The following is a 16,311-nucleotide window of genomic DNA, read 5'->3' on the forward strand; positions in this document are numbered from 1 at the left end:
GTCTAGGAATGGTTCGTGGCGAAATCGTATGTGCACGTTGCGAAGGGCATCTAGGACATTTATTTGATGATGGACCTAAACCTACTGGATTGCGTTACTGTATGAACTCTGGTGCTATGTTGTTTCAGGAAGTAAAGTTTATAAACATCTAAGTTTTTCTAAAATAAAGTTTAAACCATTTAAGAAATTTAAGAGCATTTAAGTAACAGAGAGCAGAGGGGGTTTAAACATATAAGTCATATATGTTTCTTTAAAAAAGTTTAAACCATTTAAGAAATTTAAGAGCATTTAATTTTTTGACTTTTATAGCTTAAGTTTTTAGCTTTTTAAACATATTGGGAATAAAAAAACTTATATGACTTATAAATTAATATTCAACTATTTATTAGACAAAAGCTGCTTAAATATCTTAAATGTTTAAAAAAAAAATCAATGTTTTAAAAATTATTGATAGTTTCTTTTAATAACCTCTAATGCAGGCTTTTCCTGAGGTGTATAGTCAATAACTTTTCTTTTATGATAATCATCGGCATACCATTTCCAGGCAAAACCTCCTGCATACCATTTTTGTTTTTTAAAAACATTAAATAGCGCTTCATAACTGTTAGCTTGAGCCAGATTATTTATTTCTGAGTTATTTTCAGTCCAGGGTTCGTGTGCTGCATAATTGGAATTACGGTAACCAAATTCTGTAAATAGAATTTTCTTGTTTTCTTTCTTTTGTAGGGCTTCCATTTTGGGAAGGTATTTTTGCCATCCTTTTTCTAAGTCATTAACGGATGGATTTTGTTTATCAGAAATCGGAAAATAAGCATCAACCCCAATGTAATCGAGTTGGTTCCAAAAAGGGACTTTATCATATTCATCCCAGTTGGCTGCATAGGTTAAATTACCAGTGTAAATTTTCTTGATTTTGGTAATCAGTTGGATCCAAAATTGTGGTCTTTTGGCAATTGGATTTTGTAATTCAGTACCAAAACAGAAAAGAGCTACTTTTTCATCTTGAGCGATTTGGGCGTATTGCAGAATGTATGATTCATAATCAGCTTCCCAATTTTCCCATTCTTTAATGGTAGTAAAGTCAAGATTACCTGTGAAAAATTTATGGTTGACCCAAAGATGTGGTTTAAGCATCACTTTCATTTGGTTATTATGAGCTAGATGGATGCATTGGATGATTCCAGCAGAGCTCTCGCCCCACCATTGTTTTTTATTGTTGTACACTACGGAAGCGTTATCCATATTTACAAATGCGTAGGGAATAAGCGAAATAGCATTGACATTGGTTGTTGCCAATTCTTGGAACGTTTCGGCTTTAATTTCTTTTCGTGGAGCGACCAGATTTATGCCTTTGTATTCTACGTTTTTTTTTGGGGTACATAGTATTGATTTGGCAGATTTGTAAAAAGCAAAACCACTCAAAATTGTACTTAGCAGTAGTAGTGAAACTATAACAAAATTTTTCATACTAGTAAATTTAATCAAAAAGAAGATAGCTAGTAGTCTCCTGAAAACTCTTTTTTATAATAATCGTATCTGCTCTAAATGATTTGTTTTTCGGATTTAGTTTCTAAGAATAAATAGTATAAAAAAGGCGAAAAAAAAATCCTAAGTTTAATACTTAGGATTTTTTACTTTTTGATAATTTGCTTCTTTTTTAGAGTGTATTATGATTTAAAAAGGACTTCAAAAACATAATCTGTACCTGCTTCAATTTCATTTGAAACTAATTTTTTATAATTTAATCTATCTTTGATGTAATTATCGATAGTAGTATTTTCAGCATTAGTTTCTAAAACTACAATATCTCCAGTTGAAGTAATTAATACTTTTACTTTTACTTTTACATCTACTTCTAATTCTCCAATAGATGAAGATGGGTTTAATAAAGAACTAATTTCTTGAGATGTTTTTGCGTAATTTTTTCTAGGGTTTAATTCTTTTGCTGATATAAATGTTACATTCATAATAAAAGCAATTACTAATAATACGACTGATTTTTTCATATTTTCTATTTTTAGAATTATTATGGTGCAAATGTAGAACATACTTTTTGAGTGAACACAACAGCTTTTTTTGTGTAACAATTCATAATAACCAATGAATTTCCGTTATTTTTTTTGAGTAATTAATATAAGTATTCTAAAAATAGTGGATATGTAAAAAAAAACCACTAAAATTATGCATAATCAATAATTTCACTACCTAAAATTTTTACAAAATTTTAGGTATTTAACATAAAAATAGCTTTTTACTTACAACAATGTATTTTAGGAATAATTCAAAAACCGATTCGTTACATCAGTGTCTGCGAAAATATCCGTGTGATTTATGCGTTTTTGCATAGAATTATGCAATAAAAAGCAAACTGTTGGTGTTTGTTAGTAAAAAACTAACCTATAAATTTTTGGTTATAATTCCAGAATATGATAGTACGAGTGTTTCTTGTGTGCCAAAAGAAGAAAGTCTTATTGATAGGCTTTGTATTACAATGATTTTTTTACCTTAAAACGTTTCGACAGGCTTCAGGCGACTAGTATCTTTTTAATTAAAAAGGAAATGCTATTATGGAATAGGTATTGCACAAGGGATAGCAGTGAAAATCCTTTTATGGAGTCTCTTTTTTGGACTCCATAAAAGATTGTAGCGAATAGCCCGACCGCACTGAAACGGAGTGGAAGTGAGGATGTGCCCTCATAATTTTAATCCTCTTGATGTTGTTCTTGTTCTTGCACTTGTTCTTGAGGGATATGACAAAAACTATCTGGTTGGCGCGATTTTGCAAATTCGTAACCTTCTTTCCACCATTGTGTCATTTCGTTAGGGTCAAAAATCAAGGGGTTATCGGTAAGTTTTTCAGGTGTGAAATAGAAATTTATTTTGATATTTTGATTTAGACCAATGAGTTTTCCAATGATAATATCTTTGGAATTGTTGGTGTTTTTCATAAACTGAAAAGTTCGAAACAATAGAGAGAAAGCATTTGTAACTTCGGGTAAATGCAGGGTTTGCACTTCGTTTTCTAGAATGATGACATCAATTTCTGTAGCTCCGTTTTCGATAGCACAGGAGATAGGAACAAAGTTTCCAAAACCACCATCAGCATATTGATAGCCATTTTTATTAAACAAACTCATAAAAGGGACGTAATTCGACGATGCCCATGCCCAGTCACAAAATTCATCACGAGTACAATCTTTGGAATTATAATATTCTATTTGGTTTAAAGTTAGATTCGAAACTGTTACAAAAACTTTTTTATTTTGTTCGTCTAACTTTTTATATTCCTCAGGAGTAATGCTACTTCGAATTAGTTTTCTAAGATTTTTGCTTTCGCCAAAGGTAGGACGCCCTTTGATAAAGGACAAAATAGAATTATAGTGGTTAATTTTAGTCTCATATCCATCTTTGTTTTTTTTGATAATAAAAGGAGAGAGGCTAAAAATATCATCTTGAGAAACTGAAGTATATATTTTTTTTATTTTTTCAATTTCACCCAATGCTAAATGAGGTAATAATAAACAACCCGTTGAACAGCCTACATACAATTCGTATTGGTTGCAACAATCTTTGATTAAATATTCAGCTATTCCACCTGCAAAAGCGCCTTTACTACCTCCTCCAGAAATGATTAATGCTCTCATTAATTCCTTTTTTTGGGTTAAACTTTATTGATTTTGTTTATAATTTCAGTCTTTTTATCCAGACTTAATTTTTTTGCTTTTTTGGTTTGATTTGTTCCAAACCACTGAGTTATTAAACTATCGATAATTTTGGATTGTTTTTCATAAGCATTACATGTCTTACACATCGCTTTGTGCGTTTGTAATTGAAGTTTTTCTTTTAGAGTTAGTGGCACTAATTGTTGTTTGTCAATTAATTCTGTTGTTATTTTACAAGATTTTACTAGTATTTGCATTGGATTTTTCATTTTTGTATCCCTCTTTTAATCCCATTTTGATTCTAGACATCGTTTCAAAAGTAACTTGGCTCTGTGGATGATCTGCCAATAGTTTGACGTTGTGATATCCAGTTCCTTACAAATGTCATCTGCTTTGAGATCAGATAAATATTTAGAGGTGATGGCGGTTTTCCACTTTTGAGGAAGGTCTTCGATACAATACTGCATAACAAGATTGAAATCAGGATTGTCTAATAATTCTCCCTCCTGTTCCCAGATGGAATTTACCTTATTATTAACCCAGTTTTCAGTTGTGTTGAATAAACCGTCAGAGAGTTCAAAACCACTTTCTTCTGTTAGCTGAAAGTTATTTTTTGTTGTTCGTGCACTTAGGCGATAATAATCAATTACTTTGTTGTTTAAAATGGCAAATAACCAGGTTTTAGGTTGGCTTTTTCCTTGAAAAGTATGGATTTTATGATAAGCTGCTAAAAAAGTTTCTTGAACTAAGTCCTCAGCAGTTTCTTTAGAAGAGGTTTTATAATAAGCCCAAGAGTAGAGTTCGTCACTAAATTGATGAACCCAACTTTCTATAACTGACTTTGTATTTTCGATGGTTATATTCATGGATTTTGGGCTTCAAACATTAGATTATTCCAAATATACTGATTTTTTAAGGCGGAATTTATTTCTGAATTCATAAATTATGAATAAAATAACGGTACTGTATTCGATGCTAATCAGCCAAAAGTTCTCTTGGAATGTTGAGCTAGCGTATGCACTATAACTTAAAATCACCATTAAACTCCATATAAAAGGAAAATTATAGCCCGTGAAAACTGCTAAAATCACTAGGTTGATGATGTACCAAGGATGCACCGTAGTAGAACTGAAAAAATAAATAGTGAGGACCAATAGAAAGCTTCGAAAAAGGGCAGGAGTTGTTTTATTTTTTTCTATAAAACTTTGATAAACAATAAAAAGAACGATGATTACTGGAATGATTTTTCCCGTAGTTTGAATGATATTGTAGCCTGTAATACAAAAACCTATTTCTCGAATAATATAATAAATACTTGCGTTAAACTCAAAATTCGTGAACCAAAGTCCAATAGTTTCACTGTAATTCTGAATTAATTCCGCTGATAGGAATGGTAGAAAAAAAGTAATATTGAGGCCTATAACAATACTGTAGAAAAACATAATTTTTTTCCAACCCAATTTTTGAAAATATAAAGGCAATAGGAGTAGGGGCAATAACTTAGTCGAAATGGATAAGGCTAGAATAACGGCAGCAGTTTTCCATTTTCCTTTATCTAAAAGATACATACTCCAAACAAAGAAAAAGAGCATGACTCCTTCAAAATGAAGGTTAGCGGTCAATTCGATGACAACTAAAGGATTAAGAATATACCAAAAAAGGCGGTGTTTCTCTATACCAAGTTGTTGGAGTAATTTGGTCCCAAAATATAGAGTACCCAAATCAGCTAAAATAATAATGAAACGCATTCCAATAATTGCACCTATGATGGTGTTGTTGCTAAAAAAAGTAGCAATAGAAAAGAAAAACTGATTAACAGGAGGATAATTAGAGAAATGACTTGCACTCAAACTCCCCATGCCTTGGTATAATTCAGTTGCATTGGCAATATGAAAATTAGATTGGGAAATTAGGTTGTCAGGAAGATGAAGATATGGGTTAAGTCCTTCTATTAGTAAACGACCATCCCAAATAAAACGGAAATAATCCTGTGATAAATTGGGTACTACTAATAGCAATAGCAACCGAATAACAATGGCTGTTGTAATTAAAAAGGAGGTGTTGTTTTTTTGTAATTGAATGATTTTATAAGTACAAAAGAAAAGCAATGCAAATCCAAGTACCAATACCGTAAATTCCTTTCGTTCTAAAAAATAACCCAAATATCCATATAAAAATAGACTTAGGATGAGGTATAAATTAGACTTAATTGTATTTGAAATCGCAGGAATCATTTGGGTGAAACGATAGATTGAACAAAAACATAGCTATAACCAATACAAAGCATAATGTGTAGAAAAGATAAGCTATAATCTTCAAGTCGAATAGCACTGTAAATTCCAAAAGCAAAATACAACATCAAGAAACCTTCAAAAAAGACATTTTTAGATGTTTTTTTAGTCAAATAACTGTTTTGTTTCCATTTGTCTTTGAGCCCTTCAATATTGAGTTTCGGGGTACGTACAAATTCACTTTTCTTTCCCCATAATCCTTCTAAAACCGCTACAGTATTGTGAAATGAAAATCCCATGGCAATAGTATAAAATGTAAAAAACAACCCAATATATCGCATAAAATTTAGAAAACCACCGCCGTGAATACTTTTGTAAGTCACCCAATAACTGATAAAAAACAAGATCGAGGTAATTATAAAAAAGAATAAAATATGAAATAAATATTCAAATTGGGGAAATTTTTGCTTGATGAAAAGCACAGGAATGCTCAGAATAGCCATTACAAAAAGGGCTAAAAACATGGAGCTATTTAATAAATGCAAAATACCGTGAAGCTTGGTTTTAAGGGAAATAGTATTTGAGTCGATAACACGTTTGGCATTTTTAGTGAAATTTTCGGCTCCGCCTTTGTTCCAACGAAATTGTTGTGAGCGAGCTGCACTAATAATGGCAGGCAATTCAGCGGGAGTTGCAATGTTTTCTAAGTATTTGAATTTCCAATTTTTAAGTTGGGCGCGGTAACTCAAATCTAGGTCTTCGGTTAGGGTATCGCTTTCCCAATTTCCCGCATCCAGAATACAGGCTTTGCGCCAAACGCCTGCGGTTCCATTAAAATTAATAAAATGCGATTGCGAATTTCGACCTACTTGTTCCAAAGTGAAATGTGCATCTAAAGCAAAGGCTTGAATCTTAGTCAAGATGGAATAATTGCGGTTCAAATGTCCCCAACGAGTTTGTACTACACCAATTTTAGGATCTTTGAAATAAGGAATGGTTAATAATAACCAATTTTTTTGAGGAACAAAGTCGGCGTCAAAAATGACTATGAATTCGCCTTTTGCAACGGCAAGTCCTTCTTTTAAAGCACCTGCTTTGAATCCTGCTCTGTTTGTTCTTGTAATATGTACGATGTCTAAACCATTCTGAGCCAATTCTTGAATGAGTTCTTTGGTTTTCAAAACACTTTCATCCGTACTATCATCGAGTACTTGGATTTCAAGTTTGTTTTTTGGATATTCTAATTTGGCTATGGTTTGTAGCAGACGTTCTACCACATATTTTTCATTGTATAAAGGAAGTTGAACTGTAACAAAAGGGTATGAGTCGCCTTTCTTAAAATCATATTGAGGTGCGGTGTCAATTTGTTTTTTGCTTTTCAAATAATTGAGTAGCAGGTTGAATTGTGCCAGCCCATAAAAGAAAATCAATACAATCGAAATGAAGTAAAGGGTTAATATGATATAAGATAGTACTAGCATAGTTTACTTGAAGGTATATTTAAAAATCCAACCGATGATTTTGATTCCGGCCATAATAGTTCCTTTGACCGTTCCAGAAACTTTTGAAACTCCGATTCGGTTTTTGTAACGCACAGGAATTTCAACATAAGTCATTTTTTGTTTGAGGACTTTCAGTTGCATTTCGACAGTCCATCCATAGGTTTTGTCCTCCATTTTCAAAGCTAACAATTTTTGGTATTTAATGGCTCGAAACGGACCCAAATCGGTAAAATTAGCTTTGAAAAATAGTTTCATCAAAAAAGTTGCCAACCAGTTTCCAAAAACCTGTTGCGGTGTCATGGATTTTTTTTCGCGTAAAGAGGCGACTCTGGCTCCAATGACAAAATCAATATTTTTAGTAATAATAGGAGAAATAATCTTTGTTAATTCTTCAGGATAATCAGAATAATCACCGTCTAAGAACACCACAATATCCGGTTTGTTCTCTTTTTGAGCGAGATAGTCTAATCCTTTTAAGCAGGCATAACCATACCCTTTTTTGTTTTCGGATAAAACAGTAGCACCCGCTTGTTGTGCCATAATAATGGTATTATCTGTTGATTTATTGCTGATTACAATAATTTCGCTTACAAAATCTGGAATTTCGCTGATGACATGAGCAATGGCTTTTTCCTCATTGTAAGCGGGTATAATTACGACAATTGAATTCATTTAATGTTGTCTTTTTGATAGGCCGAAAGGCTGTTCCATTCGTTTGTTTTAGTGCCCATTTGATATTTTTCGGCTTTAACTATTTTTCCGTCTTTGTAAAGGATAGTCAATCCGTTTGGTTTGTCGTTTAGAAATTCTGTTTTCCGTAAAAGATTTTCATTCGAATCATAAAACAGCCACCATTTTTGTTTTTTGTTGGTAAGATAATGCCCTTCTTCTTTTTTATTTCCGTTTTCGTAATAATAAAACCAATAATCCACTTTTTGGTTTTGGTTCATCCAACCTTCAGATTGCAATTTACCATTTGGATAATACATTTTTGAATAGCTCTTTTGTTCCGAAAATTCGAGAATAGTAAAGAAAAGAAGTAAAAAAAGTCCTTTTGCCATTTGATTAATTATTATAATTTTTATTTACAGCGTCTAAAATTTTTCCACAAATTCCAAAAATTCTCACTGATTAATTTGTGATAATTTGTGAAATTTGTCGTGAGAATAAGCTTTTAAGCTATTTTTAAATTGTTTTATTCTCTTATTTTTGATTCACTAAATCCATCAAATCAATATCATTTCCTAATAGAATTTCATTAGCATTGATACGGCCTGCAGGAGTATCATTCTCTAATTTCAATACACCGCGAGGACAAACCGCTGCACAAATTCCGCAACCTACACAAGAGGAACGCACAATGTTTTCTCCTTTTTGAGCATAGCTACGCACATCAATTCCCATTTCGCAATAAGTAGAACAGTTGCCACAAGAGATGCATTGACCACCGTTTGTGGTGATTCTGAATCTAGAGAATAATCGTTGTTGCAGTCCCAAAACAGCTGCCATAGGACAACCAAAACGACACCATACTCGGTTTCCGAATATGGGATAAAATCCCACGCCAATCACACCGCTGAAAGCTGCACCAATAGCAAAACCATACCATTCTCTCATTTTGTAACTGTCGATAAAAAAGATGTTTTGGTTACCTGAAAAATAATTCATTACCATGGCAAGTATCATTATAACGACCAAGGTAATCATTGTATATACAGCATCAGTATCCATTTCTTTTCGTTTAAAAATGTATAAAGCTGAAGTGAAAACAGCTAGAAAAATAACAATTCCCCATACAAACTGATCTCGGGTGATGAAACTCAACTCTGGATTATTAGAAAGGAAAGTGAAAATCACCGCTATTGTACTTACAAAAACAAATACTAAAACCAAGTGAATTAACCATCGTTCAATTTGCCATGCTTTTTCAGATTTGTCACTCAAATGCCTAAAGCTATCTCCAGCAGTTTCGGCTAGACCGCCGCAACCACAAACCCAAGAACAATACCAACGTTTACCATAAAAATACGTCAGAATTGGTGAAATTATAAAAATTAACGCCACTCCAAAAAGGAGCATAAAAGCTCCTAAGTTGCCTCCATTGATTAGGTTTTTCAAATGCCATTCATCAAAAAAGTAGTAGTTTAACGGCCACATATTTTTTAGATCTTTGGTAAAATAAGCTTTCTCTGGATTTAGTTTTTCGAGTATTTCAGGTATTAAAAAAGCAAATCCCAACTGGAAAAACATCACAGATAGCGTACGAACCAATTGGTATTTATTATGGCGGTACTTTAGGATGAATTTGTAACCCAACCCCAAAATAGCAACTGTGTATAAAGTTCCATATACAAACCATTGCGAAGCGGGTTTTCCATTTAAAATCAAACTCAATGGATCAAAAAAACCAACAATTCCAGTATTTGTTCCCCCTTCTGAATTCAGTCCTAAATAGTTTGGGAACCAATACAAAACAACATAAAAGGAAGTCAAAATGATCCCTATCATCCAAGCGACCGTTCCTTTGTTTGTTAATCCTGAAGTCCAAACATGGTTGTTCTGGATTCCTTTGGGTTTGTTTAGGTAAGTTCTATTTGCATAGAGTATGATTCCAAAAAAAATAGCGGTTATAGAGACTGTTAGCCAAATTCCTTTGTTAGGAAAATTAAAGTTAAACAGTGCCAATGCCAAGATAAATAACCCTATTAATCCAATTGAAATTCCTAGTTTTTGGATGCTGTCAAGGGTGTTATTCTCGTGTGAGGCGATGGAAATATTTTTAGTCGATGTACTCATATTTATGCTGTTTTAAATCCCACACATTGGTTAATAAATTGCTTTTGAATTTCTCGGGTGTGATTTTTATAAAGTTCAGGATCAAAATTGGCTTGAGCCAAATGATGAATCACATAATCAGCTGTTTTGTTTTCGTTTAACACTTTGTCGAAAAATTCATGACGCATTCGGATTCCAAAGGTGTTAATGCCTAGAAATACGCGTGTATCTTTGTGAAATGAGATTCGAATGGCTTTTTTACCGCCTTTGTCTTCCCAGTAAAATTGGTCTTCGTATTCTTTTGGCTTTGCCCAAACCCAACCATAGGTTTGGTATTCGATATCTAAAAATTTAGCCGAGTTGAACCAATGTCCAGGTTTGTATTCTGTAGGTGTGCCTGTTAAAGTTTGTGCTACAGCTTCTCCCATCATTCTACCTGTGTACCACACCGCTTCAATTGGTTTTCGTTCTCCAATGCCTTCGTGTTGTTCGGCACAGTCACCGATGGCGTAAATGTCTTTGAAATTGGTTTCTAAATAGCGATTGACTTTAACCCCTCTTCCTAATTCAATTCCCGAATTTTTTAAGAAATCTACATTAGGAGAAACTCCTGCTGTCAATCCTACCATTTGGCATTCAATGGTTTCGCCTTTATCGGTGATAATCGCTTTTGCATGACCATTTTCGTCTGAAATGATTTCTTTCAAACTGCTGTCTAAACGCAAATCAATATGATGTTCTAAAATGTGGCGATTAATCATTTGGCTTTCGCCGAAAGGCAAAACACCGCTCCAAAAACTTTTTTCACGAACCAAGAAAGTTACTGGGATTTTACGAGAATGTAACATTTCAGCCAGTTCGATCCCAATTAGTCCACCGCCGACAATTACCGCTCTTTTAGTGGTAGGTGCCCATTGTTCCAGTTTTTCTAAATCTTGTTTGGAGTATAAACCTGTAACACCTTCCAAGTCTTGTCCTGGCCAGCCAAATTTATTTGGAGTTGAGCCAGTAGCAATTACTAATTTGTCAAATTGTAAAACGGTATTGCCATCTAATAACAAGGATTTTTCTTTTGGAAAAACCTGTGTTACTGTTTTCTGAAGGAGATCAATATTGTTTTTTTTCCAAAAATCATTCTCATACGGCTGTGTATGTTCAAACTTCATATGGCCCATAAATACATACATCAAGGCAGTGCGCGAAAAGAAATATTCTGTTTCTGAGGATATGATGGTGATTTTAACAGCTGATTTTTTTCGAATGTGTCTCGCGAGTGTGACACCTGAAATCCCGTTACCAATGATGACAATATGTTCCATAAATAGTTTTTTTATCCCTTAGGTGAAATTATGATTTCATAGTTAATTTATTGGACTTTAGTAGTGGTTCTTCGACAAGCTCATACTGACATTGGGTGTGCACTTATCACCGTTCAATTTATGTGAATAGGACTTTAAATTGTTTTAAAATCGGTACCAGGAGTAAAAGTGTTGGCATCCGCTTTTATGAATTTTATATTTGAAAGGGTGGCGTTCCCAATTTCGTTAGTCAATCCTTTTCCTTCAATCCATTCCCAATAACTCCATTTAGTAGCTACAGGAATCCCATCAATTGTTTTATAATCGCTGTATTTTATAGCATGCGGACTTTTCTCTGCTTCTTCTTTGTTTTTATTAGCAGTGACAATATAAGCTGCTTTCTCAATTAGATTGGTTTCTTTATTGGTGTAAACAACATACCAATCATCAGGCGCATCTCCAGTTCCTGCTTCAAATGTTAAGCGTTGGCTGTCAAATTTTTCGTGATCGGATTCTTTGTTTTCATAGTTTTTCCAAACCGTACCACCATCGCTCATTTTATAGGGGAATAAAAAGAAATAAGACCAAGTATAAGCATCAAATCGAACCGACTTTTCAGAAGGAATATCAGAGGAATAAAAAACTTTGTCTTTATCTGTTATGATTTTGGAACCATTTTTAAATTCAATCAATCCTTTGCTAGAATTAGTCAAAAGAGTTACAGTTGCATTCAAACGTTCTTTGCCACCAAATAATAATTGGATGTCAAATTGTATTGCTTCTTTTGATGTAAAAGCTTCTTTGTTGTGTGCTTTTTCAGTTTTTTCAACGAAAGTTTCTTCTTTTTTGGATTGGCATCCTATTAATATAAGAGAGGCTAATACAAAGCTAGTAAACGTTTTTTTTAATGTGTTCATGTGTTTTAAATTAAGCGATTTAATAATTATTTTAAGATTATCAGGTTAAAATTGATTTCTTTATTTTTATTAATTGTGTCCAATGGTTTAAACAATATTTCGGTTATAATAGTCTTGTAAACTGTTTATGGAATGTCCCATCCTTTTTTTGAGATGAATCATTCCAAAATGGTATTGCAACCGCCAAACACCATTCTTACGATATTTCCGTGCCGAAGTTGTCAAATACTCAGGAATCACAACAAATTGTTTTTTGGCGTAAAGCCGTTCTATAATTTCGTTGTCTTCATAAATAATGCAATTTTCATTAAAACCATTGATGCTGTCAAACAGTTTTTTGGTAATAAATAAAGACTGATCACCGCCTCGACAACTCTTATGATTAAAACGTGTAAACCATTGAGATAGGAATAAAAGAGGATGTTGGAGGTCAAATTTCATTCGGAAACAACCCGCTTCATTGTCTTTCTTGATTTCGTTTTCAATTAAAATATCAAAATGCTCTGGCGGGAAACTATCACAATGTAAAAAATATAAAATAGTTCCCGTTGCTCGTTTAGCGCCCGTATTCATTTGTTTGGCTCTTCCTTTTTGAGAACGAATGCATTGAATGTTGCTCGATATATTTATTTGCTCCAATGAGTTATCGCTACTTCCTCCATCAACTACAATTACCTCATAAGGGATTTTTTTTGAAATCATATTCTCAAGATACGATAAAACACGCCGAATGGTTTCAGCTTCATTGTAAATGGGTATGATTATCGAAATTTTATTCATTCAAACTCCAGTTGTAGTCTTTGTAACTTGTTTTGGCTTTGGTATCAATTTTTACGGTGCTGTATTGGTTTAAAAAATCAATCAAAGAGCCTTTGGTTTTAAAATCGCCAGCAAACCAATTAAAAATTTCTGAAACCTCAATTTTGGATTTTGTAATCGTATTTTTAGTGGTGTCATTTATGAAACTTTTGGCTACTTGTGTCAATTGTTTACTTAAATCGGCTTCGGTATAGGCTTCGTTTAATAGATTTGGACATGAAAAAGAGGCGCAGTTGATGGCAAAATGAATGCGTGGTTCTCCCATTTTACGTAATATTTCATGCTCAACTTGCTCTAAACTGTATTTTTGACCGCCTAAAGCAAAGAACTTTTTACCCCAAGGATTGCTAATTTCTTTAATGCTTTTGACTGGGTAATTGTCAATAATCAATTTTACGGTAAAGGCATTGTAGGTATTAATCCAATAGGCTAAAGTGGCATTGCGGCTCCATGATTTTGAAGGGACATTGGCTTCTAAAATATTCAAATAGGTTTCTAGTGCCGCCTTATCTCTAATAAATCCCTTGTAGTTTACTTTTCCTGAAGACGAAACATTTTTCTTCAATAAGGCATCCCATTTAGAGTGATCCATATTTTTTAACGTCTCCGAAACAACAATTTGAATTGGATTAGGATTAGGGGATGATTCCGCTTTTTTGCATCCCATTGCTAATAGCGGTAAGAATAATAGGGGGAGAAGTATGTTTTTCATCTGTTTCTATTTTAATTATTTAAAAGTTTAGTCGAAAAGGGTTGCGATAACTGACAAAATATTTTATTTTTTTAACGGATACAACTCTTGTTCCATAAAATCTTTTGGAAAATTTTGGTCGTTATGGAATCCTAATTCAATATTTTTTCCATCCGATGGAATATAATTGGTTTTAAAAATATAGTCCCAAAGACTCAATGAAATTCCAAAATTGATACCGTATTTGTTAGGAATTTTTTTGCTGTGATGCCAAATGTGCATTTTAGGATTATTGATAATATATTTGAAAATGCCGTAATCCCAACCAATATTAGCGTGATTCAAATGACCAATCGCAATGCTGATAAAATGTACAATGAATACGTCTTGAATAGTAACGCCACCAATTAATATGATGGGTAGATACAAAATAGATTTATAAACAATTGGCTCCATCCAATTGTATCGAAAATGAGCAGCAAATCCCATTTCTTTCACGCTATGATGCGTTTGATGAATTTTCCATAAAAAAGGAATGGTATGTAATAATCGATGTACATTCCATTGAATAAAATCGCTAATCAGAAAAAAGACAACCAAAGGCCAAATTCCAGGTAAAGATGAAATGGAAAAGAACTGAATCGAACTGAGTTCAAATCCAAAAATCGATAAAAAATCGTTAATCAATTGTGCCGTAACATTAGATAAAGCAATTAGTAGAATGAGGTTGAGTAAGAAAAAATTAAAAACTAAATAGAATAAATCAAGCCAAAAATCCTTACGAAGTATTTTTTGGTTTTTTCGCCAAGGAAAAAGTAGTTCCAATATCCAAACGCCTAATGAAATGACAATTAACCCATAGAAATAGTTGTCCCAGTTAGGAAATAGAATTTCGTTTTTGAGGTAATTGAAATAGCCTTGATAGGAATTGATGATGGTGTTTAGGTATTTTTCCATTTATTTCAATATATAATTGCTTCTTTCTAAATCTTCGATGGTGTCAATATCGTTTAAGGTTTCGAGTAAATGTACTGAATGTTGTTTCAAATCATTCAAAGTCATTTCTAAAACCGTTGATGTTCCCCAAGGTTTGTTTTGGAAAATAGCCGTGTTGCTTTGGTTTAAACCTAAAAGATAATACCCTCCATCTTCGGCTGGACCTAGAACGACTTCTTTTATATCTAATGAATCAAAAGCTTTGTTGATAATGGCTGTTTTTAGGTCGAATAAGTCACTGCCAATAATAATACATTTTTGGTATCCTAAATCAAAAAGCATTTCGAAAGCCATTTGCATTTTGTTTCCTAAATCGCCTTTTGCTTGTACTTTTTTAAAATATATGTCTGAATTCCAAATGTCATTTTCAATAACTTTCGTATCATAAAAAACATAGTTGTCAGAATCTAAATTTTGGGTTTGTTCCATGGTATGTTGTAACAAATCCTTATACACTTGCAAAGCTTGGGGATCGCCAATGGATTTTGCTAATCGGGTTTTGACTTTTCCTAATTCGGGGTTTCGGGTAAAAATAATTAGTGCCTTAGTCTTCATATACTTTAATTCCTTTGTTGAGATATACGCTCCATTGTTTGTTAAAAGCATGAATGCTATCCGTTATTTTGTTTTGTGAGTTAACGACTTTTTTTCCTTTGTTTTTGTACTCAAAAATCCCGCCATATAAGTTGTAAACCTTCGTGTATCCCGATTTTTTTAGTTTTTCACCTATTTTTTCGCTTCGTATTCCAATCGAACAATACACCACAATGGGTGCGTTTTTGTCCTTTATTATAGTAGATACGTTTTTTATATCAAAATGGATGTAGCCAATTGAAATTCCATTAGGAATATGACTCACCTTATATTCATTTGGTTCTCGAGCATCGAGCAAGATATAATTAGACTGATGGAGTTCGTTTACTTGGATATAAGGAATTGACTTTTTGTTTTGTTTTTCGAGCACCTTCGAAATATTATTTTGCGCATTTGATACAAAACTTATACAACACAGTAGATAAATAAGAATATAGTGCATGGTGGTTTTTTGATAAAGGTATTTAATTTCAGAGAGGTTCAAAAGAAAAACCCATATAGATATTAGGTTAGAGGTATAGCATTTCTTGCTTAGAACTGTATTGAAAAAATTCTTTATTGATCGGCAGGCAGGGTATAGACCTTTGTCTTTTTAAAATAAAATTTAGTTAAAGTCCTTTTTTAACAAAAATTATGAAAGCTATTAATTGTTTGGGGTTTAAATGTTTTTTTAGTTTAATGTATTGGTATTTAGTGGTTTGTTTTTAATTATTTAAGCCAATAAGTTGTAATTTACTCATAGAGACATCATATTTACGCATAGAAACATAATGTGTTAAGAATATATTAACCTTTACAGACTTGGGTTTTATGTGAAAACGATAAA

The 16,311-nt window shown here is 33.0% G+C and carries 18 protein-coding genes; 1 reads left to right on the plus strand and 17 read right to left on the minus strand.

The window, feature by feature from the left end:
• A partial coding sequence (locus tag WBQ70_RS13205) for a peptide-methionine (R)-S-oxide reductase (protein ID WP_423915056.1) occupies positions 1-152 on the plus strand: 152 nt, incomplete at its 5' end.
• Between the two features lie 292 nt (positions 153-444).
• Here WBQ70_RS13205 and WBQ70_RS13210 read toward each other — a convergent pair.
• The 17 genes from WBQ70_RS13210 to WBQ70_RS13290 all read right to left on the minus strand — a co-directional run bounded on the left by WBQ70_RS13210 (position 445) and on the right by WBQ70_RS13290 (position 15,855).
• Positions 445-1,467, minus strand: coding sequence for a glycoside hydrolase family 113 (locus WBQ70_RS13210; protein ID WP_423915016.1), 1,023 nt, complete (start codon positions 1,465-1,467; stop codon positions 445-447).
• A gap of 200 nt (positions 1,468-1,667) precedes the next feature.
• Complete coding sequence (locus tag WBQ70_RS13215; protein WP_423915018.1) at positions 1,668-2,006, minus strand: hypothetical protein; 339 nt, start codon at positions 2,004-2,006, stop codon at positions 1,668-1,670.
• Between the two features lie 696 nt (positions 2,007-2,702).
• A complete protein-coding gene (locus WBQ70_RS13220; protein ID WP_423915019.1) occupies positions 2,703-3,644 on the minus strand; it encodes a patatin-like phospholipase family protein in 942 nt (313 codons plus the stop codon).
• Positions 3,645-3,661: 17 nt separating this feature from the next.
• Entirely contained in the window at positions 3,662-3,919 is a 258-nt protein-coding gene (locus tag WBQ70_RS13225) for a hypothetical protein (protein ID WP_423915021.1), read from the minus strand.
• Positions 3,920-3,946: 27 nt separating this feature from the next.
• Positions 3,947-4,528 (minus strand): sigma-70 family RNA polymerase sigma factor, encoded by a 582-nt coding sequence (locus tag WBQ70_RS13230; RefSeq protein ID WP_423915023.1) that lies wholly within the window; start codon positions 4,526-4,528, stop codon positions 3,947-3,949.
• A 24-nt stretch (positions 4,529-4,552) separates the two neighbouring features.
• The gene (locus WBQ70_RS13235) at positions 4,553-5,896 is read right to left on the minus strand and encodes a mannosyltransferase (protein ID WP_423915025.1); all 1,344 of its coding nucleotides are present in this window, start codon (positions 5,894-5,896) and stop codon (positions 4,553-4,555) included.
• Positions 5,893-7,374 carry a cellulose synthase family protein gene (locus WBQ70_RS13240; protein ID WP_423915027.1) on the minus strand — a complete coding sequence of 494 codons (1,482 nt, stop codon included), beginning with the start codon at positions 7,372-7,374 and terminating at the stop codon, positions 5,893-5,895. The genes WBQ70_RS13235 and WBQ70_RS13240 overlap by 4 nt, the downstream gene beginning before the upstream one ends.
• A gap of 3 nt (positions 7,375-7,377) precedes the next feature.
• Positions 7,378-8,067, minus strand: coding sequence for a glycosyltransferase family 2 protein (locus WBQ70_RS13245; protein ID WP_423915029.1), 690 nt, complete (start codon positions 8,065-8,067; stop codon positions 7,378-7,380).
• Positions 8,064-8,456 (minus strand): toxin-antitoxin system YwqK family antitoxin, encoded by a 393-nt coding sequence (locus WBQ70_RS13250; RefSeq protein ID WP_423915031.1) that lies wholly within the window; start codon positions 8,454-8,456, stop codon positions 8,064-8,066. Before WBQ70_RS13250 ends, WBQ70_RS13245 begins: the two co-directional genes overlap by 4 nt.
• A gap of 142 nt (positions 8,457-8,598) precedes the next feature.
• A complete protein-coding gene (locus tag WBQ70_RS13255; RefSeq protein ID WP_423915032.1) occupies positions 8,599-10,191 on the minus strand; it encodes a 4Fe-4S binding protein in 1,593 nt (530 codons plus the stop codon).
• A 2-nt stretch (positions 10,192-10,193) separates the two neighbouring features.
• Positions 10,194-11,489 (minus strand): NAD(P)/FAD-dependent oxidoreductase, encoded by a 1,296-nt coding sequence (locus WBQ70_RS13260; RefSeq protein WP_423915034.1) that lies wholly within the window; start codon positions 11,487-11,489, stop codon positions 10,194-10,196.
• Between the two features lie 134 nt (positions 11,490-11,623).
• Positions 11,624-12,385, minus strand: coding sequence for a hypothetical protein (locus tag WBQ70_RS13265; RefSeq protein WP_423915035.1), 762 nt, complete (start codon positions 12,383-12,385; stop codon positions 11,624-11,626).
• 87 nt (positions 12,386-12,472) lie between these two features.
• A complete protein-coding gene (locus tag WBQ70_RS13270; RefSeq protein WP_423915037.1) occupies positions 12,473-13,165 on the minus strand; it encodes a TIGR04283 family arsenosugar biosynthesis glycosyltransferase in 693 nt (230 codons plus the stop codon).
• Complete coding sequence (locus WBQ70_RS13275; protein WP_423915039.1) at positions 13,158-13,916, minus strand: DUF547 domain-containing protein; 759 nt, start codon at positions 13,914-13,916, stop codon at positions 13,158-13,160. Before WBQ70_RS13275 ends, WBQ70_RS13270 begins: the two co-directional genes overlap by 8 nt.
• 63 nt (positions 13,917-13,979) lie before the next feature.
• A complete protein-coding gene (locus tag WBQ70_RS13280) occupies positions 13,980-14,852 on the minus strand; it encodes a sterol desaturase family protein (RefSeq protein ID WP_423915041.1) in 873 nt (290 codons plus the stop codon).
• The gene (locus tag WBQ70_RS13285) at positions 14,853-15,446 is read right to left on the minus strand and encodes a TIGR04282 family arsenosugar biosynthesis glycosyltransferase (RefSeq protein ID WP_423915043.1); all 594 of its coding nucleotides are present in this window, start codon (positions 15,444-15,446) and stop codon (positions 14,853-14,855) included. It lies immediately after the preceding gene.
• Positions 15,436-15,855, minus strand: coding sequence for a rhodanese-like domain-containing protein (locus WBQ70_RS13290; RefSeq protein WP_423915044.1), 420 nt, complete (start codon positions 15,853-15,855; stop codon positions 15,436-15,438). Before WBQ70_RS13290 ends, WBQ70_RS13285 begins: the two co-directional genes overlap by 11 nt.
• Between the last annotated feature and the right edge of the window lie 456 nt (positions 15,856-16,311).

The organism is Flavobacterium sp., from assembly GCF_049590715.1.
In the GTDB taxonomy this organism is placed as follows: Bacteria; Bacteroidota; Bacteroidia; order Flavobacteriales; family Flavobacteriaceae; genus Flavobacterium.

Excerpts from the sequence above, each read along its gene's own strand:
- WBQ70_RS13210 (WP_423915016.1), bottom strand. The coding sequence starts at position 1,467 with ATGAAAAATTTTGTTATAGTTTCACTACTACTGCTAAGTACAATTTTG.
- WBQ70_RS13215 (WP_423915018.1), bottom strand. The coding sequence starts at position 2,006 with ATGAAAAAATCAGTCGTATTATTAGTAATTGCTTTTATTATGAATGTA.
- WBQ70_RS13220 (WP_423915019.1), bottom strand. The coding sequence starts at position 3,644 with ATGAGAGCATTAATCATTTCTGGAGGAGGTAGTAAAGGCGCTTTTGCA.
- WBQ70_RS13225 (WP_423915021.1), bottom strand. The coding sequence starts at position 3,919 with ATGCAAATACTAGTAAAATCTTGTAAAATAACAACAGAATTAATTGAC.
- WBQ70_RS13230 (WP_423915023.1), bottom strand. The coding sequence starts at position 4,528 with ATGAATATAACCATCGAAAATACAAAGTCAGTTATAGAAAGTTGGGTT.
- WBQ70_RS13235 (WP_423915025.1), bottom strand. The coding sequence starts at position 5,896 with ATGATTCCTGCGATTTCAAATACAATTAAGTCTAATTTATACCTCATC.
- WBQ70_RS13240 (WP_423915027.1), bottom strand. The coding sequence starts at position 7,374 with ATGCTAGTACTATCTTATATCATATTAACCCTTTACTTCATTTCGATT.
- WBQ70_RS13245 (WP_423915029.1), bottom strand. The coding sequence starts at position 8,067 with ATGAATTCAATTGTCGTAATTATACCCGCTTACAATGAGGAAAAAGCC.
- WBQ70_RS13250 (WP_423915031.1), bottom strand. The coding sequence starts at position 8,456 with ATGGCAAAAGGACTTTTTTTACTTCTTTTCTTTACTATTCTCGAATTT.
- WBQ70_RS13255 (WP_423915032.1), bottom strand. The coding sequence starts at position 10,191 with ATGAGTACATCGACTAAAAATATTTCCATCGCCTCACACGAGAATAAC.
- WBQ70_RS13260 (WP_423915034.1), bottom strand. The coding sequence starts at position 11,489 with ATGGAACATATTGTCATCATTGGTAACGGGATTTCAGGTGTCACACTC.
- WBQ70_RS13265 (WP_423915035.1), bottom strand. The coding sequence starts at position 12,385 with ATGAACACATTAAAAAAAACGTTTACTAGCTTTGTATTAGCCTCTCTT.
- WBQ70_RS13270 (WP_423915037.1), bottom strand. The coding sequence starts at position 13,165 with ATGAATAAAATTTCGATAATCATACCCATTTACAATGAAGCTGAAACC.
- WBQ70_RS13275 (WP_423915039.1), bottom strand. The coding sequence starts at position 13,916 with ATGAAAAACATACTTCTCCCCCTATTATTCTTACCGCTATTAGCAATG.
- WBQ70_RS13280 (WP_423915041.1), bottom strand. The coding sequence starts at position 14,852 with ATGGAAAAATACCTAAACACCATCATCAATTCCTATCAAGGCTATTTC.
- WBQ70_RS13285 (WP_423915043.1), bottom strand. The coding sequence starts at position 15,446 with ATGAAGACTAAGGCACTAATTATTTTTACCCGAAACCCCGAATTAGGA.